Origin of the sequence: Salifodinibacter halophilus (assembly GCA_012999515.1) — a bacterium.
Classification (GTDB): Bacteria; Pseudomonadota; Gammaproteobacteria; order Nevskiales; family Salinisphaeraceae; genus Salifodinibacter; species Salifodinibacter halophilus.
Window position 1 is genome coordinate 1373581 of sequence record JABEEB010000001.1, and the last position, 22891, is coordinate 1396471.

21 protein-coding genes are annotated in these 22891 nt (G+C 60.0%); 8 read left to right on the forward strand and 13 right to left on the reverse strand.

Annotation, left to right across the window (positions count from 1 at the left end):
• Positions 1-359: 359 nt before the first annotated feature.
• A complete protein-coding gene (locus HKX41_06290) occupies positions 360-2075 on the reverse strand; it encodes an NADPH-dependent assimilatory sulfite reductase hemoprotein subunit (GenBank protein NNC23762.1) in 1716 nt (571 codons plus the stop codon).
• Between the two features lie 57 nt (positions 2076-2132).
• A complete protein-coding gene (locus HKX41_06295; GenBank protein NNC23763.1) occupies positions 2133-3974 on the reverse strand; it encodes an assimilatory sulfite reductase (NADPH) flavoprotein subunit in 1842 nt (613 codons plus the stop codon).
• A 209-nt stretch (positions 3975-4183) separates the two neighbouring features.
• Here HKX41_06295 and HKX41_06300 point away from each other — a divergent pair, with 209 nt between their 5' ends.
• Entirely contained in the window at positions 4184-4795 is a 612-nt protein-coding gene (locus HKX41_06300) for a hypothetical protein (GenBank protein NNC23764.1), read from the forward strand.
• 20 nt (positions 4796-4815) lie between these two features.
• Here HKX41_06300 and HKX41_06305 read toward each other — a convergent pair whose 3' ends face one another.
• The 3 genes from HKX41_06305 to bioB form a co-directional block, all read right to left on the reverse strand.
• Positions 4816-5724, reverse strand: a complete 909-nt coding sequence (locus HKX41_06305; GenBank protein NNC23765.1) for a protoheme IX farnesyltransferase — start codon at positions 5722-5724, stop codon at positions 4816-4818.
• 126 nt (positions 5725-5850) lie between these two features.
• Positions 5851-7095, reverse strand: a complete 1245-nt coding sequence (locus tag HKX41_06310; GenBank protein NNC23766.1) for a hypothetical protein — start codon at positions 7093-7095, stop codon at positions 5851-5853.
• A 127-nt stretch (positions 7096-7222) separates the two neighbouring features.
• A complete protein-coding gene (gene bioB / locus HKX41_06315) occupies positions 7223-8221 on the reverse strand; it encodes a biotin synthase BioB (protein ID NNC23767.1) in 999 nt (332 codons plus the stop codon).
• Between the two features lie 219 nt (positions 8222-8440).
• On the opposite strand from bioB, the gene HKX41_06320 reads away from it, so the two are divergent.
• Positions 8441-8995, forward strand: a complete 555-nt coding sequence (locus HKX41_06320) for a ComF family protein (protein NNC23768.1) — start codon at positions 8441-8443, stop codon at positions 8993-8995.
• Positions 8996-9065: 70 nt separating this feature from the next.
• On the opposite strand, the gene recG is transcribed toward HKX41_06320, so the two are convergent.
• From recG to HKX41_06350, 6 genes are all read right to left on the reverse strand, one after another.
• Positions 9066-11192 (reverse strand): ATP-dependent DNA helicase RecG, encoded by a 2127-nt coding sequence (gene recG, locus HKX41_06325; protein ID NNC23769.1) that lies wholly within the window; start codon positions 11190-11192, stop codon positions 9066-9068.
• On the reverse strand, positions 11170-11565 hold the full coding sequence (locus tag HKX41_06330; GenBank protein NNC23770.1) for a RidA family protein: 396 nt from the start codon (positions 11563-11565) through the stop codon (positions 11170-11172). The genes recG and HKX41_06330 overlap by 23 nt, the downstream gene beginning before the upstream one ends.
• Before the next feature lie 58 nt (positions 11566-11623).
• On the reverse strand, positions 11624-13783 hold the full coding sequence (locus HKX41_06335) for a bifunctional (p)ppGpp synthetase/guanosine-3',5'-bis(diphosphate) 3'-pyrophosphohydrolase (protein NNC23771.1): 2160 nt from the start codon (positions 13781-13783) through the stop codon (positions 11624-11626).
• An 84-nt stretch (positions 13784-13867) separates the two neighbouring features.
• A complete protein-coding gene (gene rpoZ / locus HKX41_06340; GenBank protein NNC23772.1) occupies positions 13868-14287 on the reverse strand; it encodes a DNA-directed RNA polymerase subunit omega in 420 nt (139 codons plus the stop codon).
• A gap of 184 nt (positions 14288-14471) precedes the next feature.
• Positions 14472-15053, reverse strand: a complete 582-nt coding sequence (gene gmk / locus HKX41_06345; GenBank protein ID NNC23773.1) for a guanylate kinase — start codon at positions 15051-15053, stop codon at positions 14472-14474.
• Between the two features lie 53 nt (positions 15054-15106).
• Positions 15107-15970: a YicC family protein gene (locus HKX41_06350; GenBank protein NNC23774.1), complete on the reverse strand. Its 864-nt coding sequence runs from the start codon at positions 15968-15970 to the stop codon at positions 15107-15109.
• A 154-nt stretch (positions 15971-16124) separates the two neighbouring features.
• Here HKX41_06350 and rph point away from each other — a divergent pair, with 154 nt between their 5' ends.
• The 6 genes from rph (at position 16125) to HKX41_06380 (ending at position 20503) form a co-directional block, all read left to right on the forward strand.
• Positions 16125-16826, forward strand: coding sequence for a ribonuclease PH (gene rph / locus HKX41_06355; protein NNC23775.1), 702 nt, complete (start codon positions 16125-16127; stop codon positions 16824-16826).
• A gap of 5 nt (positions 16827-16831) precedes the next feature.
• On the forward strand, positions 16832-17431 hold the full coding sequence (gene rdgB / locus HKX41_06360) for an RdgB/HAM1 family non-canonical purine NTP pyrophosphatase (protein NNC23776.1): 600 nt from the start codon (positions 16832-16834) through the stop codon (positions 17429-17431).
• The gene (gene hemW, locus HKX41_06365; GenBank protein NNC23777.1) at positions 17424-18626 is read left to right on the forward strand and encodes a radical SAM family heme chaperone HemW; all 1203 of its coding nucleotides are present in this window, start codon (positions 17424-17426) and stop codon (positions 18624-18626) included. Before rdgB ends, hemW begins: the two co-directional genes overlap by 8 nt.
• Positions 18623-18811, forward strand: a complete 189-nt coding sequence (locus tag HKX41_06370) for a CPXCG motif-containing cysteine-rich protein (GenBank protein NNC23778.1) — start codon at positions 18623-18625, stop codon at positions 18809-18811. Before hemW ends, HKX41_06370 begins: the two co-directional genes overlap by 4 nt.
• Positions 18812-18926: 115 nt before the next feature.
• Positions 18927-20222, forward strand: coding sequence for a citrate synthase (locus HKX41_06375; protein ID NNC23779.1), 1296 nt, complete (start codon positions 18927-18929; stop codon positions 20220-20222).
• Positions 20223-20275: 53 nt separating this feature from the next.
• On the forward strand, positions 20276-20503 hold the full coding sequence (locus tag HKX41_06380) for a hypothetical protein (GenBank protein ID NNC23780.1): 228 nt from the start codon (positions 20276-20278) through the stop codon (positions 20501-20503).
• Between the two features lie 153 nt (positions 20504-20656).
• Here HKX41_06380 and rho read toward each other — a convergent pair whose 3' ends face one another.
• Together rho and trxA are read right to left on the reverse strand one after the other, a co-directional pair.
• Positions 20657-22195, reverse strand: coding sequence for a transcription termination factor Rho (rho, locus tag HKX41_06385; protein ID NNC23781.1), 1539 nt, complete (start codon positions 22193-22195; stop codon positions 20657-20659).
• A 65-nt stretch (positions 22196-22260) separates the two neighbouring features.
• Positions 22261-22590 (reverse strand): thioredoxin TrxA, encoded by a 330-nt coding sequence (gene trxA, locus HKX41_06390; protein ID NNC23782.1) that lies wholly within the window; start codon positions 22588-22590, stop codon positions 22261-22263.
• Positions 22591-22891 lie beyond the last annotated feature (301 nt).

The window sequence follows — 22891 nt, forward strand, 5'->3', positions numbered from 1 at the left end:
TACTGCGTGGTTATTTAATGCTGTGGTGCGAAGCGCGTCAAGAAGTTCAGGACTTTAAATTGGCGCTGTCACGGCTGAGCGGCATATCCAGTATCTCCCCAAAAGACAGACACCTACGCTTTTTAGATTAACACTGCATCACATGGTTTCTTTAAATAATTGTTTAAAAAAACTTTTTGCGAAATTATATTGATTCAGGCTGCATGATCGTGTATGCGCATTAGCCATTAGTCGTAGATCGACATCGAGTATAAAAATGTTCGCTCTTGCAAAGCACCAGATACACAAAACCCGATACAACGCGCACATTCCGTTCTCAAAATGTCGCTACGCGCGCACCCACGCGCTCGCTGCTTAACTCAAGCGGTTGCCGGCTCGCCTATGTGCGAGTGAAAGTCCAGGCCAGCCGTCGTTTCAGCGATAACGCCCGCACGGATCACAAAGTCGCCGAAGGGTTCGCCGGCGCTGGCTTCGACCGCATAACGGTTAATCAGCGGCGTGAGCTCCGCCAGGATTTCGGCTTCGCCAATGTTTTCACGGTAGAGTTTGTTCAACCGTTCGCCATTCCAAGCGCCGCCGAGGTAGACATTGTATTTCCCCACGGCTTTGCCAACAAACGCGATTTCCGCGTTGTAAGGACGCGCACAGCCGTTCGGACAGCCAGTCATACGCACGACAATCGCATTATCACCGATGCCAGCATCTTCCTGCACCGCCTGGATCTTGTCGATAAGTTGCGGCAGGTAGCGTTCGGATTCGGCCATGGCCATACCGCAGGTCGGAAACGCGACACACGACATGGCACTGTAGCGCAGACGCGACAGCGAGCCTCCGTCATCCAACCTGTAGTCACGGATAATGCGTTCGATCTCGGCACACGCGTCGTCGGCGATGTTGGCCACGATTACGTTGTGATTGCAGGTCATGCGAAATTCGCCTTCGTGCGCATCGGCTAGTGCGCGAAAGCCGGATTTCAGCCGCTGCCCATCGTCGAAATCGGCGATGCGGCCGTTTTCGACGAATAACGTGACGTGCCAACGGCCGTTTTCGGCCTGCCGCCAGCCAAGTGGATCGCCGTTGCGGTCGAACTGGTAGCTACGCGGCTCGCTCAAGGCAAGGTCGGCGCGTTCGGCGAGCTGCGCGTGCAACCAATCCACGCCATGGTCGTCGATGGTGTATTTGAAGCGCGCGTGCTTGCGGTTTTCGCGGTCGCCATAGTCGCGTTGAATAGCGACCAGGGTTTCGACCGTATCCAAAATTTGGTCCGGTGTGGCAAAACCGATAACGCTGGCCAGCCGTGGATAGGTCGCAGTTTCGCCGTGGGTCATGCCCATACCGCCGCCGACAGCGACGTTGAAACCAGCCAACTCACCGTTTTCGACGATCGCGATCAAGCCGATGTCATTGGCCAGGACGTCGCAATCATTCTCCGGCGGGATCGCGATCCCTACTTTGAATTTGCGCGGCAGATAGGACGTGCCGTAAAGCGGCTCATGCTCGGGCTCGTCGGAAACTGGCGCATCCAGCCACAGCTCATCGTAGGCTCGCGAGCGCCACATCAGTCGTTCGCTGATGCGGTGCGACCAGTCGTGGATTTCACGGTGCAACGCCGATTCGTGCGGGTTGGCGTTAGCGATGACATTACGGTTATCGTCGCCGCAGCCGCCCTTGCTATCCAGATCGACAGCATCGAGCGCCTGGATTAGCGGCTTCAGATTGTGCTTGGCCACGCCGTGGAACTGGAACGTCTGGCGCGTGGTGATGCGAAGTGTTTCATTGCCGTAGTTATCGGCGATATCGTCGCAAGCAAGCCACTGGGCGGGCGTAAGCGTGCCAGCCGGTAAACGCATGCGCACCATGAACTGGTAATAAGGCTCCAGTTTTTGGTGTTTGCGCTCGGAGCGGACGTCGCGATCGTCCTGCTGGTAGAAACCGTGAAACTTGGTCAGTTGCGTGTCGTCGTCGGCGATCGCACCGGTCAACTCATCCGCGAGACCCGCCTCGATAGTCCCGCGCAGGTAATTGGATTCCAGCTTGATATGCTCGACGTTCGACAGCTTAGCGTTGTCGTTCATGATGATTCGCTACTTCGGTGGCACACGGCTGGCGCGTAGCGCCTTGCCCATAATTAATCAATAAACGTCGCGTTGGTAGCGCTTGTCTTTTTGCAGCTGCTTCAGGCGCGCCGCTGCGTCGTCCTCGGATAGACCTGCATTGTCGCCGATAATCCGGATCAGTGCGTTGTGAACGTCATGGGCCATCGCTTCGGCGTCACCACAAACATAGACAACCGCGCCGTGCTCAATCCAGTCGTAGATCTCGGCGGCGGCGGCAAGCAGCTTATGCTGAACGTAGACCTTGTCAGACTGGTCGCGTGAAAACGCAACATCCATGCGCGTCAAAAGCCCTTCACGGCGCCAGCGCAACCAGTCAGTCTGGTAATAGAAATCGGTTCTAAAATGCGGAGCGCCGAAGAAAAGCCAGTTGGCGCCCGTGGCCTCACGTTCTTCACGTTCTTCCAGGAAGGCGCGAAACGGCGCAATGCCGGTCCCCGGACCGATCATGATGATCGGCACATCGTCGGCCGGCAGCTTGAAGTTCTTATTATGGTCAATATAGACCGGCAGCTTCGCGTCATCGCTGCGGTCGGCGAGTTGTACCGAGGCGACCCCATAGCGCGTGCGGCCGTGGGCCTCGTAACGAAGTGCATCGACCGTCAAATGAACTTCATCGGGGTTGGCGGTATAACTCGAAGCGATCGAATACAGCCGCGGCGGCAGCTTACGCAGCAGACGCACGAATTCGGCCGCAGTTACGCCCGTGATCGGGTAATCCCGGACTAAATCAACGATATAGCGCCCCGCCATATACGCCGACAACTCTTCTCGCCGATCTTCACCAAGCATGGCGCTTAACTCGTCGCTGTCGGCATGGTGGGCATATGCTTCCACAAACGGCCGCGTCAGCGTGGTGATCTCGTAGTCGCGCGTGAGCGCGTCTTCCAACGTCGTTTCACCGTCGGTGCCAGTCACTTCGTCGGCCGGCGACAGGCCCAAGATTTCGATCAGTTCCGCGACCACGTCAGGGTCGTTTTCCGGCAGGATGCCCAGCGAATCGCCCGGCTCCCATACCAGGCCGCTATCCTCGGTATCGAGCTCGATGTGGCGGACTTCCCGGGGCGAACCGCGGCCGTTCAGGGTGACGTTGGTTAAGACCTCGGTCGTATACGGATTCTTGCGCGAATAAGTATCACCCCCCGACTGAGTGTTCGCGCTATGCATCGGCGTGACTGTCGGATGGGCGTCGGCTGCTGCAGTCGCACCGCCGAGTTGCTCCTTGAACGTTTCGACCACATTGCCGATCCAGGTCTCGGCCGGATCATCAAAATCCACATCGAGATCGACGCGCTCGGCGACGCGCTCGGCACCGAGTGCTTCGAGCTGGCGGTCGAAGTCCTTGCCGGTCTGGCAAAAATTATCGTAGCTGGTGTCGCCGAAAGCCAGCACCGAGTAACGCACGCCATCCAGTTTCGGCGCTTTTTTCGAGAAAATGAGTTCGTGCAGTTCCTCGGCATTGTCCGGTGGTTCGCCCTCGCCGTGGGTCGAGGCAAGCACCACAATATTTTTCTCGGATTTCAGGTTTTTCGGCTTATAGTCGAGCATGTCTTGGGCCGTGGCATTCAAGCCTTCGGCTTGTGCGCGCTCGACGAACTGCTCTGCTACGTCTTCAGCGTTGCCGGTCTGCGAGCCATAAAGCACAGTCAACGACTCATCGGTCGCGCTGGCCGCTACCGGTGCAGCCGCAGCCTGGGGCGTGGCAACCGCGCCCGCGGCACTATCGGCATTAATACCCGCCAAGTATCCACTAATCCACGTTAGCTGATTGGCGCTCAGACTCTGAATCAGCGTATTCAGCGTCTCGGCCTGATTAGCGTCCAGCGGGCTCGTATATTCGTCAACCGATTTCCCAGTCATGGCGTTATGGCGCTCACTCCCGAAACCATTCAGCCCCCATTGTCGGGCTGGTTATTCAAAATAAAACGTCTATTTTATTCTTTTTTTATTACGCAACGATTTGACGCCGGCGTGTCAGCGCCCTATCCCGGCCTACACCGCCGCCCCAGTAGCGTATTATCGGCATCAACTACATGTGCTCGCAAAGCCTCCTCTGCTAGGATCCCGTCATGCGCTGGGGATGGTTAACCGTAATCTTGATGGGCACTCTAGTGGCCGGCTGCGTGACAGCACCGCCACAAAACCCATCGAATGTCTGTTCGATCTTCCGCGAAAAAGACGATTGGTACAGTAACGCCAAGCAGTCAGCCGATCGCTGGCGAGCCCCAATCCCCGTACAGATGGCGATCATCCATCAAGAATCCGGGTACCAGGCCCAAGCCAAACCGGCCCGGAACTACGTGCTCGGCTTCATTCCCTGGGGGCACATATCTTCAGCCTACGGCTATACGCAGGCCCTGGATGCGACCTGGGAACGCTATGAAAACGCCACGGGCAACGGCGGCGCCGACCGCGACGATTTCGGCGACGCAACCAACTTCGTCGGCTGGTACATGACCGTCACACACAAGAAGCTCGGCATCCCGATGCGCGCCGCACGCCGGCAATATCTGGCCTATTACTTCGGCCAAGCCGGCTATCAGCGCGGCGCTTATCGCGGCCATCCCAAGATTCAGCGCGTCGCGCGCAACGTGGCCCAAACAGCCAACCGCTATAACCGCCAATTGGCGAGTTGCCGCCAGGAGCTGGAAAACCGGGGCCACTGGTGGTGGCCATTCTAACGCGACCAGCCCGGCCCGACCTACGCGATGAACCACGCGAGGTAGTGATCGAGCAACAACGCTAGAAACAGCGCCATTAGATAGATGATGGAATAACCAAACATCCGCATACCGAGGCCTGACCGCCGCGCGAATTTCAAACGAACAGCGTGAAAAACGAACCAACCAGATAAGCCGATGGTCGCGATCAGGTACAGCCAGCCACTCATGCCGACGGCAAACGGCAGCAACGACACCACAAACAGTACAACGCTATAAACGAGCACCTGCGTCCGCGTGTGCTCGACGCCATGGGTGACCGGCAACATCGGGATGTCGGCGTCGGCGTATTCGGTATAGCGCTCGATGGCCAGCGCCCAGAAATGCGGCGGCGTCCACACAAAGATGATTAGAAACAACACAAGCGCGTCGATACCGACTTCGCCTGTCATCGCAGCCCAGCCGAGCAGCGGCGGCGCCGCGCCCGAGGCACCGCCGATGACGATATTCTGCGGTGTAGCACGCTTCAAGTAGACCGTATAAATCCCAGCATAGCCGACAAGCGTCGCCAGGGTGAGCCAAGCTGTCAGCGCATTGACCAGTGTCAACAAGACCGCCATCCCCGAGGCGCCAAGCAACACCGCAAAAGCGATCGCACGGGGCATATCAATATGCCCCGTGACGATCGGCCGCTTATTGGTGCGCGCCATGTGCGCATCCACGCGCCGATCCAGAATCTGATTAACGGCCGCAGCTGAGGCGGCCATCAGCGTGATGCCGAGCGTGCCGAACACGAACGGAGCGATCGGCACAACGCCCGGCGCCGCGAGCAGCATGCCGATGATCGCCGTGAAGACAATCAGCATCACCACGCGGGGTTTGCACAGCTCGTAATAGTCGCCGAGGCGTTGCGACCAGTCGCCGGTGTGTGCGGGTTTTGTCTTGGCCATGGGGTCGAATTGACTGGCGGGCGGCGTGATTGTCACCAATGATAGCAACCGGGCCGACTCGTTAGCCCGGTCCATGACATCCAGCCATCGCCACCCCGATCTCCCAACCTCCGGATGCGGCACTATTTATAATGCCGCGTCGATCTCGCCTTCAAAGAAAAGGCCAAAAGTCACGTTGGCTTGCCAGTGCCAGTTGCCATCGTTCGGCCCAATACCAGCCAGCCCCGCATTGCGCCCCGCAATGCCTTCAAGCCAGACAAACAACGGGCCGTGGTGGACCGCCAACCCCGTAACGTTGAAGGCCGTATCACCGATGCGCTGGCCGGCAGCGTCAAATTCGCCCTCATCCGAGTGAAGATAACCCGCATCGTTGTAGAGCTTGAAACTTACATCGTCACCGCCAAGCGCGGGTAGTCGGCGCGCTATGTTTAAGCCATAAATCTGGCCACGCGCCGGCAGTCGCGACGGGAAACCGTAGTGCTCGATCGCAACCGAGTCGGTCGGCAGCGACGTGCCCTCAAAACGCTGGCCATCCGGCACGTCGAAATTGAACTGGACGATTTGGGCCTGGAACCCCCAAGGCCCATAGTCACCTGCTGCACCGGCAGTCAATGCGAAGCGATGGCCGCCGGCCTCGTGTGCGCCGACCGACAGCCGACCACCGCGGGCGGCAAACGAGAAGGTCGCATGATCGCCGTCGCGTGCGCCGGTGGTATAGGCCGTGCGCAGGTTAAGACCGTTGATACGCTCATATCCCCCGGACGGGTTGGTGCCATAAGTCGCATGCTGACCGGCATCGTCGTTTTTGAAGACGTCGGCATCGAACCGCCACGGCCCGCGCTCATAGCGATAACCAACGCCAGCAGCCTGATTATTGGTGTAGCCCGTGAAGTGGGCCAAGCTTCCCCAGAAGCCGTAAAAGCCGTAACGCAGGTTACCGAACGGCACTTGGTAGAAGCCTGCCTTAAAGCGGTGCTGATCGGCCGCGCCGAAGTCGCGTGCCGCCCACCCATAGTGGAAGATATCGCCGTTCTCGAAATTGTAGAAGCGCTGCTCAAGGCCGAACGACCAGCGCTTGTACTGCCCCTGCGCATTGAACACCACACGACCGAAGCTCGCGCTGCCACCGGCCGTGTTGTCGAGCGCCGACTGTTTTTTCTCGTACTCGACAGTTGCCGAGCCGCCCAGTGTCAGTGTTTTGTTGGGCCGGCTATGTTGTTGCGAGCCACCGTCTTCGATCTCGGCTGTATCGGTTGTCGCATCGGCCGAGGGCTTGCCACGGCGCTGCGCCTTTTTGAGGCTATGTATCTCAGCCTGTAAGTGATCGAGCTGTTTTTTCAACTTGTCGAGCTTCGACGTTTTTGTTTTCACAGAGGCCGAAACCGATGGTGCTACCGAAACGGCAATTACTACGATCAACGAGACGAGCGACGCCGGGGCCGGGGCCGGGGCCGGGGCCGGGGCCGGGGCCGGACGCACGGTGACCAAGCCATAATTTCTAAGATACATGGGCATCAACTTCGTTTGTCTTGGCTCGAGCATCCACTTGTGTTTCAGGCTCGATCCCAAGTCGGTCGAGCAACGCAAGATCAGCCCGGTGGCTCGGGTTATCGGTGGTTAACAAGCTGTCGCCGTAGAAGATCGAATTGGCCCCGGCGAGGAAACATAGCGCCTGGGTGGCATCGTTCATGTCGTCACGCCCGGCGGACAAACGCACATAGGCGCCGGGCATGGTGATACGCGCAACGGCGATCACGCGTACGAAATCGAACGGGTCGATCGGCTCGGCGTCAGCCAGTGGCGTGCCAGGCACACGGATGAGGTTGTTAATGGGTACGCTTTCCGGTTGCGGCTCCAGCGTGGCCAATTGCCGGATTAACTCGGCACGTTCGTTGGTCGTCTCACCCATCCCCAGGATGCCGCCGCAGCAGACCTTCAATCCCGCCTCGGCCACATTGGCCAACGTCTCTAGCCGGTCGTCATAGGTCCGTGTGGTGATGATCCGTTCGTAGTGCGCCGGCGACGTATCCAGATTATGGTTGTAATAATCCAGCCCGGCCTCGGCCAAACGCTCGGCTTGGCGCGCGGTCAGCATGCCGAGGGTGATGCACGTCTCCAATCCTTCGGCCTGGACGGCTTCGAGACGCTCAATGACGCGTTCGAGGTTGGCGTCGCTTGGCGCCCGCCAAGCCGCGCCCATGCAAAAACGGGTAGCGCCGGCGGCGCGCGCCCGGCCAGCGGCAGCCCGCACCTCCTCGACCGGCATCAATTTTTCGGGCTCGACGTGGGTCTGGAACCGCACGCTCTGCGGGCAGTAAGCGCAATCTTCCGGACAAGCTCCCGTCTTAATGGAAGCTAACGTCGATAGTTGAACCGAATTCGGATCGAATTTGTCGCGATGCACGCGTTGCGCGCGGTAGATGAGATCACTTAGCGGTGAAGCCAGTAGATCAGCGATGGCAGCGAACGACCATCCGATATCGTTAGCCGGTGTCATAGTCTCCCAGGTTGTCAATTTCAGCGCGAGCTTCGCCTGTCTCCACGCCTTTGTCAAAAAATGAAATTAAATATTTTTTACAATTGGTTAAATATTAATCTTTTTGTGTTCGGTAACCACTGTGTCCTTTGCCGCGCACGAACTGCTAACGACAGTGGGTGTTGCGATGGCTGCTGGCACGATTTGCCGTTTCTAGCGCGGGCCTGCCGGTACTGTGCGGTGCCATTACCAGCCAACGCCGCTGCCACCGTTTGCAGCGATTGCCAACGCCATCCATCCTTCGATAACGCCGTCGCCGCGTTCACGTATCAAGAACCGATACGCTGGCTGATTACCGGCCTGAAATTCCGCGGCCGACGCGAATACGCGCGATTGTTGGCTGCCGGGCTTGCGAGCCGCATCGATCAGGCCCTCGAGCCGGTCCCCGATGTACTCATACCCGTGCCTTTGCACGATGCCGACTATAGGCGACGCGGCTTCAACCAGGCCGAATTGTTAGCGCGGCTGATTGCGCGTCGAACTGGCCTCGCGCTTGACTGTCGGCTTATATCGCGTATCGCCGACACTCCGGCCCAGAGCACACTGACCGCTAAGCAGCGCCGCACCAACCTGCGGGGCGCATTCTCCTGTCGCACGGAGATCGCCGGCCGGCGGATCGCGCTTGTTGACGACGTGGTGACCACGGGCGCGACCGCAGCGGAACTCGCCCGCGAACTCCGGCGAGCCGGTGCCGCAAGCGTCTCGGTTTATTGCGTAGCGCGTGCCACCGTTTAGCGCCAAACGATACCGACAGCGCCATCGACTGCTCGCCGCCGTCGACATCGTTGGACCGGACTATTTCTGGTTAGACAGCAACGTAGTCGTCTGTAGCAGCCGTCCAGCGCTCGATTAGGGCTTCGGCTTCGCGCGGATGGTAGGCCAATACGTCATCGGCCTGCCGTGCGGCCGATTCGGCCAGTGCCTGATCACGACCAAGATCGGCGATACGAAAACTGGCCGCGCCGGTCTGGCGCGTACCGAGCACCTCACCCGGCCCACGCAAGGCCAGATCGGCACGCGCGATTTCGAAGCCATCGCCTGTATCGCGCAGTGCGATCAAACGTTGGCGCGCGGTCTCCGACAACGGCGGCTGATAAACCAGCACACAATGGCTCGCCACCGAGCCGCGGCCAACCCGCCCGCGCAGTTGATGCAACTGGGCAAGTCCAAGCCGCTCGGCATTTTCAATGATCATAAGCGATGCATTGGGCACATCGACACCAACTTCGATGACCGTCGTGGCCACAAGCACGTCGATCATGCCGCTCGCGAAATTGGTCATGACATTTTGCTTGTCGGTGTTGGCCAAACGGCCGTGGGCCAGCCCAATCCGTGCATTCGGCAGCGCTTGTGCCAGAAGGTCGGCACTGGCTTCGGCAGCTTGGGCCTCGAGCTTATCGCTGTCTTCGATCAACGTGCAGACCCAGTAGACTTGGCGGCCGTCGGCCACGGCACGGCCAATGCGCTCGATGATCTCGTCACGCCGCGTGTTCGGCAATGCCACGGTGGCGATCGGCGTGCGCCCCGGCGGCAACGTATCGATCGTCGAGGTATCGAGATCGGCATAGTGGCTCATGGCCAGCGTACGCGGGATGGGCGTAGCGGTCATGATGAGCTGGTGCGGACGTGTCGTGGCGCCGGCCTGATTGGTCAACGCCAATCGCTGGTCGACACCGAAGCGGTGCTGTTCGTCGACCACGCACAACCCGAGCCGCCCAAAATCGACGCCTTTTTCGAACAGCGCGTGAGTACCTACCGCCACACCAGCCGACCCGGCGGCAATCGTTTGAGCCACTTCGTCCGAACGCGCGCGTTTACCGGTCACGCGCCAGACAGCCACGCCCAGCGGTTCCAACCAGGCAGACAGGGTCTCGTAATGTTGCTGGGCCAGCATTTCCGTGGGCGCCATCAACGCGGCCTGCCAGCCATTTTCAACGGCGGTTAGCACCGCCGCCGCCGCAACCACGGTCTTCCCGGAACCGACATCTCCCTGCAATAGCCGAAGCATCGGATGGGCGACCGCCATGTCGGCTAGAATCTCACCGATCACACGCCGCTGCGCATCGGTTGGCGCAAATCCCAGTTGGTCGAACAACGGCGCTAAGCCGCGTCCAGCGTCACCGAGCCGGGGGGCAGCGTAGCCTCGCACCTGTTGGCGGCGCGCGCGTAGTTGCAGTTGATGAGCCAGCAATTCCTCGAATGCCAAACGGGCAACCGCGGGATGCTGCCCGTCGATTAGTGCGTTGCAGTCAGCCTGAGCCGACGGCGCGTGGATCAGACGCAGCGCGTCCGCGGGAGACTGCTTCCCCCAGCCGACGGCCAGGTCCGCAGGCAGCTGGTCAGGCCAAAAGCCGGGCTTGGCCAGCGCGTCCAGCGCCTGATCAACGAGTCCTCGCAACCGTTTTTGCGTTAAACCGGCCGTGGCGGGATAGACCGGCACCAAGGCCGGCTCGAACGCCTGCCCTTCTTCACGACCGGCGACGAACTCAATCTCCGGGTGCACCATCTCGACCCCAAAGCCACTCGCACGCGGCTGGCCGAAAAGACGCAGCCACGCACCGGAGGTGAATCGAGCTTGCTGACTAGGCGAAAAATGAAACAGACGAATAAGCAGGTGACCGCTATCGTCTTCGGCATCGACACATAAGCTGCGCCGGCGGCCAATCCGCACATCGGCATTGATTACACGCACGAGCACCAACGCCGGCTCACCAGCGACTAACTGGCGCACCGGCGTTAGTTGGGTGCGGTCTTCATAGCGAAGCGGTCGGTGCAGTAGTAGATCGCCGACGCTGACAATACCGAGCGCGGTCAGTCGCTCGGTAAGCTTCGGCCCGACACCGGCCAGTGTCTGGACGCTATCGCTAGCCCGGCATGGACGGCCGGGATCCGCCTTGGCCGATTTCGTATTAGCCGATGACGAGGATGGCATCGGCCTCGACCGCGGCGCCTTTCGGCAATTCGGCGACCCCGATCGCCGCGCGCGACGGGTACGGCTCGGCCAGCCGCTCGGCCATGACCTCGTTAACCACACCAAAGCCCGACATATCCGTCAGATAGATCCCGATACGCACGGCATCCGACAAACTACCGCCGGCCGCCGCTGCGATCGCCTCGAGACTATCGAAAACGCGCTCTGTCTGGGCGCGGAGATCGCCTTCGACGAGTGCGCCGGTAGCCGGGTCAAGTGGGATTTGACCGGAGACGTAAACCGTCTCGCCAACGGCAAACGCCTGGCTGTATGGACCGATTGCGGCGGGCGCATTGTCCGTATTGATGGGACGCTGGGCGGTAGAGTTCGACATTGCAGATAATCCGACGGTAAATGACGGGCCTATTCTAGGCCGTGTTAACAACCACGGCCTAGCGTCGTTCGACTTTTTCGACGCCACGCACGCTGCGCAATTGGCGCATCAGGCGCGCTAGATGTCGCCGATCGGTAACAGAGACGAGAAACTGGATCGGTAGCACGGCTTCTCGGCGTTCCGGAAACGACATATCGTCGATAGTACAGTCCGCTTCGGCAACCTGGGCGGTCAGCGTCGCCAGCAGACCACGCCGATCACGCGCGGTGACGCGGACTTCGACCTGGTACTCGCCACTCACGTCATCCGCCCAGGTCAACTGAACGCGATCGGCCGACGCCCCTTGGCGCGCGGAAAACGTGCACCCCGTGCGGTGCACAACCAGGCCACGGCCGACACTGGCCTGGCCGTGAATGGCATCGCCGGGTAGCGGATGGCAACACCTACCGAATTCCACGACCAGGCCTTCGGTGCCCTGGATGGCTAACGGTTTCTGTCGGCGCTCTTCTTGATCGGCCGCGTCGTCGGATAAAAAATGCCGCGCCACCAGCGGTGCGAGTCGCTGACCAAGACCAATTTCGGTGTATAAATCGTCGAGCGACGCCACGTCCATCTGGGCCAGACCGTGCTCACGATCTGCCTTCGAAAGTTTCTTCAATGACAGATCAAGGTCAGCCAGGGCGCGCTCAAGTAGACGCTGGCCAAGCCGTGCTGCCTTGTCGGCGCGTTGATTCTTCAAAAACGCACGCACGCCGTTGCGTGCCTTGGCAGATTTTAGAAAATGCAGCCAGGCGGCATTGGGCCGCGCGTGCCGGGCAGTGATGACCTCGATCGTCTGACCGGATTCGAGCTGCGTATTCAGCGGCGCAAGCGCGCCGTCGATACGGGCCGCCACGCAACTATTGCCGAGTTCGGTATGCACCGCATAGGCGAAATCGACCGGCGTTGCCCCTTTGGCTAAACGAATAATACGGCCTTTGGGTGTGAAGACGTAGACCTCATCTGGAAACAAATCCAACCGCAGGTTGTCGACAAACCCCTGACTATCACCGGATTCGGTTTCAAGTTCAGCCAGATCGCCAAGCCAGGCGTTGGCATCGAGACTGCCGATCTTGGCTGCTTGTTCGCCAAGCTTGTACTGCCAGTGGGCAGCCACGCCGGATTCAGCGATCTGATCCATCTCGCGGGTGCGAATCTGGATTTCGAACTTCAGTCCACCGTGGGCGACAACCGTGGTGTGCAGCGATTGATAGCCGTTCAGCTTCGGGGTGGCGATGAAATCGTTGAAATATTCGGTTATCGGCCGGTACAGATGGTGGGCGATCCCCAGCACCCGATAACATTGGTCAACGTTATCGACGATGATACGCACGCCATAGAGATCAAAAACGTCGAGAAAACGACGCTTTTTACCCTGCATCTTGCAGTAGATGCTATAGAGGTTTTTGCGTCGGCCGGTCACACTGGCATTAATGCCTTCGGCCGCACTCGAACTGCTCAGCCGTTCCTCGATCTCCCGGAGCAGCGATTTGCGGTCTCCAGCAAGCGAGCGGCTGGCGCGCGACAACACTTGGTATCGGCTGGGATGGAGATTGGCAAACCCCAGCTCCTCGAGCTGTTCTCGCATCCGGTTAATGCCGAGCCGGCGCGCGATCGGCGCATAAATCTCGAGTGTTTCCCGGGCGATTTCGGCACGCTTGGCCTTGGACATCCCGTCGAGCGTCTGCATGTTGTGCAGCCGATCGGCAAGTTTAATCAGAATCACCCGCAGGTCGCGGGTCATGGCCAGCATCAGCTTGCGGAAACTCTCGGCGTTGGCCTCGGCCCGGCTATGAAACTGAGCCCGATCGAGTTTGCTAACGCCGTCGACCAACTCCGCGACGTGGCTGCCGAAACGCGCGTCGACTTCGTCACGCACTGCGTCGGTATCTTCGATGACGTCGTGGAGGATGGCCGCCACTAGCGTGGTCACATCCAAGCGCATTTCGGCGAGGATGCGGGCCACCGAGAGTGGATGGTAAATATAGGCTTCGCCGGTCTGGCGGTACTGTCCGGCGTGTTGCGACGCGCCAAACTCGTAGGCCTGGCGGACGGTGGCAATCGACGCGTCCGGCAGGTAATTTTTCAGATAAACCGCGAGCGAATCGATACCACGGCTTTTAGAAATCCGGTTCTCGCGGATGCGGGAGGTAACACGGGAAATGCTGGGTAGCGGCATACCCCTAATGTAGGACGTCGCGCGGTTACACGCTACCCGGTTCTAAAGGCCGCTAGGTCAGCGGCCTTTAAAACGTCAGCGACGCTAACTCTCGGATTGGTCGCTCGCCTGACCCTGTGTGCCTTCGCTCGCGCTGGCTTCGTTCGACGAGCTTTGTGCGCCCTTGGCGGCAGACCCGCCGCCCAATTCGCTTTCGAGATCTTCGAGCGGTTTGCCGCTGGACAGCTCGTCGGCCTCAAGCTCTTCCGGCGTGGGACCCGGCGGCTGCGGCGGCGTATCGGAGCTCGGCATAACTGGCGGCAGATCAGTCTTTTCCAGAACGCCGTTGTCGACATGACCGGCCGCGATTTCTCTTAGCGCCATCACTGTCGGTTTGTCTTCTTCCCAGTCCAGCGTCGCATCGGCGCCACGCGCCAATTGCCGTGCCTGTTTACTGGCCACAGCGGTCAACTCGAATTGATTGCCGAGCCGCGCCATGCAGTCTTCGACGGTTACTCGTGCCATCGATCAATACCTCGTTAGTTAGCCCTATATTGTAGCGCTTTCCGCCGCGCGTATAAACAACATCAGGGCATCGTCAAGCACCCACCGGGCACCGGCGGTTTTTAAACGCGGTCCCGTTTTAAGGCGCGTGCCACCGGCACACACAAATATGCTGCTATCAATCATTGTGCCTGTGGCGGCAGGTTCAACCATCAACCACACGATCCAGCGCGCCCAGTGCGCGTCCGAACGAATCATTGGCAATGACATGATCGAACTCATCGGCATGCGCAAGCTCCTCGTCGGCTTCGGCCAGCCGGTGCGCGATGGCTGTCTCGTCCTCGGAGCCACGCGCACGCAGACGAGCCTCCAGCTCGTCCCGATCCGGCGGCCGAATGAAGATCGTGACGGCATCCGGAGCCTTCGCACGCACTTGGCGCGCGCCCTGCCAATCGATATCGAGCATGACGTGCTCGCCCGCTGTCAGACCACGCTCGGTCTCGGCCAACGACGTGCCGTAATAACGATCGAAAACGCGGGCGTATTCAAGAAACGCACCGCGCTCGATCATCGACTCGAAGGTCGCTTCGTCGACGAAGAAATAGTCACGACCATCGACCTCACCCGGCCGGGGCGCGCGGGTCGTGTGCGAGATGGAAAAACGTGCGGGTTGGCCGCGCTCGACCATTCGGTCGATCAGGGCCCGCGTCAGGCTGGTCTTACCGCCGCCTGAAGGCGCCGAGATAACGACAAGCTGGCCGCGCGCCGTTCCGTTACCGTCAGCCACCGGCGTGTCGATCCCACTATTGCTCAATCCATTGTTCCCAGGGTTGTTCGAAATTACTCGAGATTCTGCGCCTGTTCGCGCATCTGCTCGACCAGGGTCTTCGCCTCCACCGTGTGTGCCGTGACGGTGTGGTCCTGCGTTTTGGAACCAATCGTGTTGACCTCGCGCATCAGCTCCTGCAGCCAAAAATCGAGTCGCCGCCCGATCGCACCGTCAGCGGCCAGCGTCTGGGCAATCGACTCGCGATGGCTATCGATGCGATCGAGTTCTTCGGCCACATCCATACGCTGCGCTGCGAGTGCGACTTCCTGCTCGAGCCTGGCCGGATCGGTCTGGATATCCAGCGCGTCGAGTCGGCGCTTGAGCCGATCACGTAGCGTTTGTTCGATGGCCGGCACATTGTCGCGAATCGCAGCGGTGTGGTCAGCCAGCTCGGTCAGTCGCTCGCGCACCATCGCGACTAATCTTTCGCCCTCGCTGTGACGCCGTTCTCGGACCGCATCGAGCGCCTCGTCGAGCGCGGCCAGAACTTCATCTTGCAACGCGTCGGCGTCGACGGCCGCACGCTGGACCACGCCTGGATAGTTCAGGAGCGCGAGCGCATCCGGTGCATCGCAGTCGATTACTTTGTCGCGCACCTGCTCGAGGGCTGTCGCCACGGTTTCAAGGCGACTTCGGTCGAGGGTGATGTCAGTTTTGCCGGCGGCCGCTTCCAGGCGAATAGATACATCCACACGCCCGCGGGCCAACCGCTGACCAACACGCTCGCGCACGCTTGCTTCCAGTGACTCAAGTCCATTATCGAGCTTGGGCGTGCACTCGAGGTGACGATGATTCACGGTGCGCACTTCGACGGCAATGACGCCGGTCGACGATTCCCGACGCTGGCGGGCAAATCCGGTCATGCTATGGGCCATAATTATGCTCACGCGAGCGCGAAACTATTAGCGCCGAGTCTACGTGACAGCGCGCCTCTTTAGAACGCCCGGCGACAACCGGCTACACTGCTACACTCCACAGCATTGCCAACTAGCGGAATAGTAAACATTGAGTGAACGCCCCAGCGGCCGGATGGTCGACGATCTACGAGCAATCGAGTTACAGCGCGGTTTTACCCAAAACGCCGATGGCTCGGTGCTGGTCTCCTTCGGCAATACTCGGGTCATCTGCACCGCCAGCGTCGAAGAGCGCGTGCCGCCCTGGCTACGTGGCACAAACCGTGGGTGGCTAACCGCCGAATACGGTATGTTGCCGGGGTCGACGGGTGAACGAACCGGGCGCGAAGCTGCGCGTGGCAAACAAGGCGGCCGCACGGTGGAAATCCAGCGGCTAATCGGCCGTAGCCTACGCGCCGTGCTCGACCTCGAAGCGTTCGGCCCACGCACGATCACGATCGACTGCGATGTTATCCAGGCCGACGGCGGCACACGCACAGCCTCGATTACCGGTGGCTATGTCGCACTGGTGGACGCGGTGCAAAAGCTCATGGCGCGCGGCCGGCTCAAATCGAACCCGATACACGGCCAGATTGCCGCGGTCTCGGTCGGCATCTATGCGGGACAACCAGTTCTCGATCTCGACTACGCGGAAGACTCACGTGCCGAAACCGATATGAACGTGGTTATGAACGAAGCTGGCGGCTTTATTGAAATACAGGGCACGGCCGAAGGGCACGCTTTCACACGCGCCGAATCCGATGCGCTGCTCGATCTCGCGACCAGCGGCAACCAGGCTCTGATCGCGCACCAAAACCAAGTGCTGGCCGACGGCTGACAACCATGTCCACCCCGGCAACCTGGGTCCTGGCCTCCGCCAATAAGGGCAAGGCCGCGGAGATGCACACGATGCTGGCCGGACACGACATCACGCTGGTGTCGATGGCCGAATTCGATGTTGCATCCCCCGCGGAACAGGCCATCACATTCGTCGAAAACGCACTCACCAAGGCGCGCACGGTGGCCAAGGCTACCGGCCGCCCCGCGCTTGCTGACGACTCCGGGTTATGTGTCGATGCACTCGGTGGCGCCCCCGGTATTTACTCGGCACGTTATGCCGGGGTACACGGTGACGACGACGCCAACAACGAACGGCTTCTCAACGAGCTGGCCCACGTCTCCGAATCCGAGCGCACCGCCGCATTCCACGCCACGATTGTCGTCTGTCAGAGCGAGAACGACCCAGCGCCTCTGATCGCGCAGGGCGTCTGGCGCGGGCATATCGCCACCACCGCGCGCGGCGATCACGGCTTTGGCTACGACCCACTTTTCATCGACCGTCAGTCGGGCCTCGGCGCGGCCGAGATGACGCCCGAGCTAAAAAACCAGCGCAGTCACCGGAGCCGGGCGTGCCGACGACTTCTAGAGCTGCTCGATGACTGATCCGGCGCGCGCGCCATCACCGGCACTATCGCCCACGCACGACCGCCGCCTCGACGTGCCATTGGCTGCGTATATCCACCTACCATGGTGCGTCCATAAATGCCCGTACTGCGATTTCAACTCGCACCGCGCCCCGGATAACCTGCCAGAGACAGCGTATATCGACGCGCTGATTAGCGATTGGGCCTTGGCCAGCCGCGATGAAGTGCGATCGATCGAGTCGATCTATATCGGCGGTGGCACGCCAAGCCTGTTTTCCGGCGCATCGATCGAACGACTACTGACGGCGATCGACGACACACTCGGCCTGGCCAATGGCTGCGAGATCACCATGGAAGTCAATCCCGGCACCAACAAGCGCGGCGCATTCGCCGATTGGCGAGCTGCCGGTGTCAACCGCGTATCACTAGGCCTTCAGTCGCTCAACAACGCGCACCTGGCCCAGCTCGGCCGTATCCACGACGCCGCGGCCGCGCGCTCAGCAGTTACAGACGCCCGTTCCGCTGGTTTCCAGCGGATCAACTGCGACCTGATGTTCGGCCTGCCGGACCAGACCATCGACGAAGCCGCAGCCGATCTCGACGCCGTGCTGGCACTGGCACCGAGCCACGTTTCCTATTATCAATTAACGTTCGAGCCGGGCACGCCGTTCTACAAGCAACCACCGGCACGGATCGATGACGACGGCCTCGCTGCGATGGCCGACGCCGGCGCCGAGCGCCTGACCGAAGCCGGCCTCCACCGCTACGAAATATCGGCGTTTGCCGAAACCGACGCATTCTGCCGGCATAACGATCATGTCTGGCGCTTCGGCGATTATCTGGGCATCGGCGCCGGCGCGCACGGCAAACAGACCTGCGCCGATGGCCGGATAGAGCGCACCGCTCGCTTACGCTGGCCGACTGGTTACCAAGCCGCGGCCGGGAGCACGCGTGCCGTGGCCGAATCACGCTGGCTTGCAGCCAATGACGCCTGGTTCGAATGCCTACTGGGCGGCCTCCGGCGACCAGCGGGCATCGCCCGCGCCGACTTCGAGCCACATACCGGCCTGTCGTGGGAGAACCTGCTGACAACGTGCCAGCGCCAGATCGAGCAGGGCCTGTTGACTGCGAGCGACGAGCGTCTGACGACAACGCCCGTAGGCTGGCGCTATCTCGACAGCATCCTTGCCGAACTGGTGCCAAGCGAATCATGAACGAAGACATCGACATTGACTGCCCCTACTGCGGCGAGACAAACGCGCTGACTGTCGATGTGCTCGCCGGCGAGCAGCAGTTTACCGAAGACTGCGTGGTGTGCTGTCAGCCCATTGCCGTCCGGGCGTCAGCCGATCCAGAAAACGGGGTCACACACCTGGTGGCCGAACCCGAAAACACCTGATCCAACTAGCACCGGGTAGCGATTGATGCCGCTCGGTCGTATCATCGACGGCTCAAAATGCTATCTGCGGTGCCCATACAGGCACCCAAACCACCGTCGCGTCAGGAGATAAACCATGGCCGATAACTACACGCTTTCCGGGTCGAACTCGACCGACGGCACCGAGCTCCCGCACGTCGAGCCCACACTCGGTACACCGGCGGTGGACGTCCGCGGCCTAAATCAGACAGCCGGGGTTTTCACGTTTGACCCGGCATTCACGGCCACCTGTAGCTGTGAATCTGACATCACCTTTATCGACGGCGCAAATGGCCAACTGCTGTATCGCGGTTACCCAATCGATCAGCTCGCCGCAAACGCCTCGCACCTCGAAGTCAGCTATCTGTTGATCAACGGCGAATTACCTTCGCGTACGCAAATGGATCAATTCCGCGAGTCGATCACGCATCACACGATGCTCAACACCTCGCTAATGAATTTCTTCGATAGCTTCCATTACGATGCCCATCCAATGGCGATGATGACTGGCATCGTCGGATCGCTGGCGGCCTTCTATCACGACACTACCGACATCCACGATCCCGAACACCGCGAAACCTTCGCGCATCGAATGATCGCGAAGATACCCACGATCGCGGCCGCAGCTTACAAACATTCGGTCGGCCAGCCGATCATGAGCCCGCGCAATAACCTCGGCTATACATCCAATCTACTTCGGATGATGTTCGCGGTACCCGCAGAAGACTACGAGGTCGATCCAGTGGCATCAAAGGCGCTGGAAGTCTTGTTCATGCTGCACGCCGACCACGAGCAAAACGCCTCGACTTCGACCGTGCGCATGGCCGGATCGACCGGCGCCAACCCCTACGCCGCGCTGTCGACCGGCATCGCGGCGCTCTGGGGCCCTGCCCACGGCGGCGCCAACGAAGCCGTGCTGAACATGCTCAACGAAATTGGCGACGCTTCAAACGTCCCGGAATACATTGAAAAAGCCAAGGATAAAAACGACCCGTTCAAACTTATGGGCTTCGGCCACCGGGTCTACAAGAACTTCGATCCCAGAGCCCTAGTTATCCGGGACTACTGTCATCAAGTGCTCGATCACTACAATAATCAAGGCAACGAACGGCTGTTCGACTTAGCCCGTGAACTAGAACGCGTCGCACTCGAAGACGACTACTTCGTCGAGCGCGCACTGTATCCAAACGTCGATTTCTATTCCGGCATTATTTACGCAGCGCTTGGCATCCCAACCAACATGTTCACGCCGATGTTCGCGATCGCACGCACGGTCGGTTGGAGCGCACACTGGATGGAGATGATGAACGATCCAGGCACCCGGATCGCCCGGCCACGACAGGTGTACACCGGCTACACCCAGCGCGACTACGTGCCAACCGATAAGCGCTAGCGCACAGCGCCTCCATACCGAACAAACCGGGTACTGACCGTATCGCCGCGGGAATGGCCGCGGCGATTCATTCAAATGCGGCCAGCGCCACCCATGCCAAGGTGACCAAGCAACCGCGGCATCCGATAGGCAAGCCGCAGCAGCTCACCGGCCGGATTGCGCGCTTCAGCGTCAATGCCTACAGCCGCGCACTCGGCAAGGCGCGGCGGACACGTAAGCCGCACAGCGGCCATCACGCCAAGACCGCTACAACCAAAGCACAGCGGCGCGAGCCAGGCTAATTTCAAGTCCCTGACACGACGCGGGCAGCAGGACGAACGGCGAGGCCACCGCCCATGCGGGGAGATGGCCACCGATATTTTGCCCCAAACAACCGGCAGCTTATGGCCGTGCTGAGGCGCTGCACGCCGACGTGGACGCGCGACTCCAGTCGGCTAGCTGCGCTTCATGGACTCGAAGAAAGCGGCGTTGGTCTTGGTCTGCTTCATGCGGTCGATCAGCAGCTCCATCGCGGCGATATCGTCCATGCCGTGGAGTAATTTTCTCAAGACCCACATGTTCTGCAGCTCGCCCGGGTCGACCAGTTTTTCTTCGCGGCGGGTGCCCGACCGGTTGACGTGGATCGCCGGGTAAATGCGCTTCTCGGCAATGCGACGGTCCATATGGACTTCCATATTGCCGGTGCCCTTGAACTCTTCGAAGATGACCTCGTCCATCTTCGAGCCAGTCTCTACCAGGGTCGTGGCCATTATGGTCAAACTGCCGCCTTCCTCAACATTGCGCGCAGCACCGAAAAACCGCTTCGGCCGCTGCAGTGCATTGGCATCGACACCGCCGGTCAGCACCTTGCCGGACGACGGCGATACGGTGTTGTAAGCGCGTGCCAATCGGGTGATCGAGTCCAGCAAGACGACCACGTCCTTTTTGTGCTCGACCAGACGTTTGGCTTTTTCACTGACCATTTCCGCGACTTGGACGTGCCGCGATGCCGGCTCGTCGAAGGTCGACGAGACCACTTCGCCACGCACCGAGCGCTCCATTTCGGTGACTTCCTCGGGCCGCTCGTCGATCAGCAGCACGATCAGGTGACATTCGGGCTCGTTGGTCGCGATCGACTGGGCGATATTCTGGAGCATCATGGTCTTGCCGGCCTTCGGCGGCGAGACCACCAAACCGCGCTGGCCCTTGCCGAGCGGCGCGATCAGATCGATCGTGCGCGCGGTGATGTCCTCCGTCGAACCGTTCCCGAGCTCCATCATGAGACGCTCGGTCGGGAACAACGGCGTCAGATTCTCAAACAGAACCTTGCCACGCGCTTTCGCCGGCTCGTCCTCGTTGATCTGATCGACCTTGAGCAGCGCGAAATAGCGCTCGGAGTCCTTCGGCGGACGAATACGGCCACTGACGGTGTCACCAGTCCGCAGACTGAAGCGCCGGATCTGGCTCGGCGAGACGTAGATATCGTCGGGACTGGCTAGATACGACGACTGACTGGATCGTAGGAAGCCAAAACCATCGGACAGGATTTCGAGCACACCGTCGCCGTAGATCCGCTGCCCTTCGTCAGCATGCACTTTGAGCAGCGCGAAGATGAGATCCGGCTTGCGCATGCGCGAAACGTTGTCGAGCTCGAGCGCTTCGGCGCGCGCCATCAGTTGACTCGCCGACTCCGACTTGAGATCGCTTAAATCAAGGGTCGGTGCGTTGTCGTCGGTGACACCGGCGTAGGCCTCGAATTCGGCCTCATCGATGTCTTCATTGGGCGGTTTGGCACCGCCTTTCGACTGGCCATTACGACCGCGATTATTATTGTTACGGGCCTTGCCGTTATTGCCGTTATTGTTGCCCTGATCCGAACCACCATTCGCGCCTTTACGGCGCCGGCCCCGTCGGTTGGGGCCACGCGAGCCCTGGTTCGAATTCGAGTTAGTGGACTGGTCGTTGGTCGACTGGTCAGGAGTTTCTTCAGACACGTTGATTCATTTGGGTTGTGGAGCGCATGCGGCTCGAGACGCGATCGGCGATTCTCGTAATTGAATCAGCCAATATGGGCATCGATAAATTCGGTTAGTTGCGATTTAGAGACTGAACCGACCTTGGTATCCAGTACTTCGCCGTCCTTGAAAAGCATGAGCGTCGGGATACTGCGAATCCCGTAATTCGGCGGCGTTTCCTGATTGTTGTCGATATCCAGCTTGGCGATCGTCAACTTGCCATTGTACTCGTCGGCTAGCTCTTCGAGCACCGGCGCGATCATCTTGCAAGGACCGCACCACTCGGCCCAATAATCGACCAACACCGGGCCGCTAGCGCCGAGCACATCATCACTGAAGCTTTCGTCGGTAGTGTGGATTAGATTATCACTCATCGAAATATCCTGATTGGGATCAATAAAAGGGTTAAATTACGCCGAGGCATGAACAAGCGGCGGCCGGCGCCCGGTGGCACGCGCCAGGAACTCGATACGAAGCACTTAAAAAGCCGCGCGCTGTTAGACTACGCGTCGGTCGTCGAGCGGGCGACCGCGAATTAGGCAAACGCGGGCGCGATTTATTGCTTCCGCTATTGCAGCGCAGAATTCGTCTTTTTGCAACCCCGGCTCGCGACCAAATCGAACACGACGTGTTACATCGCCGTGCTACCTGCTCGATTCCGGCGCGGCTTAAAAG

Excerpts from the sequence above, each read along its gene's own strand:
- HKX41_06290 (NNC23762.1), bottom strand. The coding sequence starts at position 2,075 with ATGAACGACAACGCTAAGCTGTCGAACGTCGAGCATATCAAGCTGGAA.
- HKX41_06295 (NNC23763.1), bottom strand. The coding sequence starts at position 3,974 with ATGACTGGGAAATCGGTTGACGAATATACGAGCCCGCTGGACGCTAAT.
- HKX41_06300 (NNC23764.1), top strand. The coding sequence starts at position 4,184 with ATGCGCTGGGGATGGTTAACCGTAATCTTGATGGGCACTCTAGTGGCC.
- HKX41_06305 (NNC23765.1), bottom strand. The coding sequence starts at position 5,724 with ATGGCCAAGACAAAACCCGCACACACCGGCGACTGGTCGCAACGCCTC.
- bioB (NNC23767.1), bottom strand. The coding sequence starts at position 8,221 with ATGACACCGGCTAACGATATCGGATGGTCGTTCGCTGCCATCGCTGAT.
- recG (NNC23769.1), bottom strand. The coding sequence starts at position 11,192 with ATGCCATCCTCGTCATCGGCTAATACGAAATCGGCCAAGGCGGATCCC.
- HKX41_06330 (NNC23770.1), bottom strand. The coding sequence starts at position 11,565 with ATGTCGAACTCTACCGCCCAGCGTCCCATCAATACGGACAATGCGCCC.
- HKX41_06335 (NNC23771.1), bottom strand. The coding sequence starts at position 13,783 with ATGCCGCTACCCAGCATTTCCCGTGTTACCTCCCGCATCCGCGAGAAC.
- rpoZ (NNC23772.1), bottom strand. The coding sequence starts at position 14,287 with ATGGCACGAGTAACCGTCGAAGACTGCATGGCGCGGCTCGGCAATCAA.
- HKX41_06350 (NNC23774.1), bottom strand. The coding sequence starts at position 15,970 with ATGGCCCATAGCATGACCGGATTTGCCCGCCAGCGTCGGGAATCGTCG.
- rph (NNC23775.1), top strand. The coding sequence starts at position 16,125 with ATGGTCGACGATCTACGAGCAATCGAGTTACAGCGCGGTTTTACCCAA.
- rdgB (NNC23776.1), top strand. The coding sequence starts at position 16,832 with ATGTCCACCCCGGCAACCTGGGTCCTGGCCTCCGCCAATAAGGGCAAG.
- hemW (NNC23777.1), top strand. The coding sequence starts at position 17,424 with ATGACTGATCCGGCGCGCGCGCCATCACCGGCACTATCGCCCACGCAC.
- HKX41_06370 (NNC23778.1), top strand. The coding sequence starts at position 18,623 with ATGAACGAAGACATCGACATTGACTGCCCCTACTGCGGCGAGACAAAC.
- HKX41_06375 (NNC23779.1), top strand. The coding sequence starts at position 18,927 with ATGGCCGATAACTACACGCTTTCCGGGTCGAACTCGACCGACGGCACC.
- HKX41_06380 (NNC23780.1), top strand. The coding sequence starts at position 20,276 with ATGGCCGCGGCGATTCATTCAAATGCGGCCAGCGCCACCCATGCCAAG.
- trxA (NNC23782.1), bottom strand. The coding sequence starts at position 22,590 with ATGAGTGATAATCTAATCCACACTACCGACGAAAGCTTCAGTGATGAT.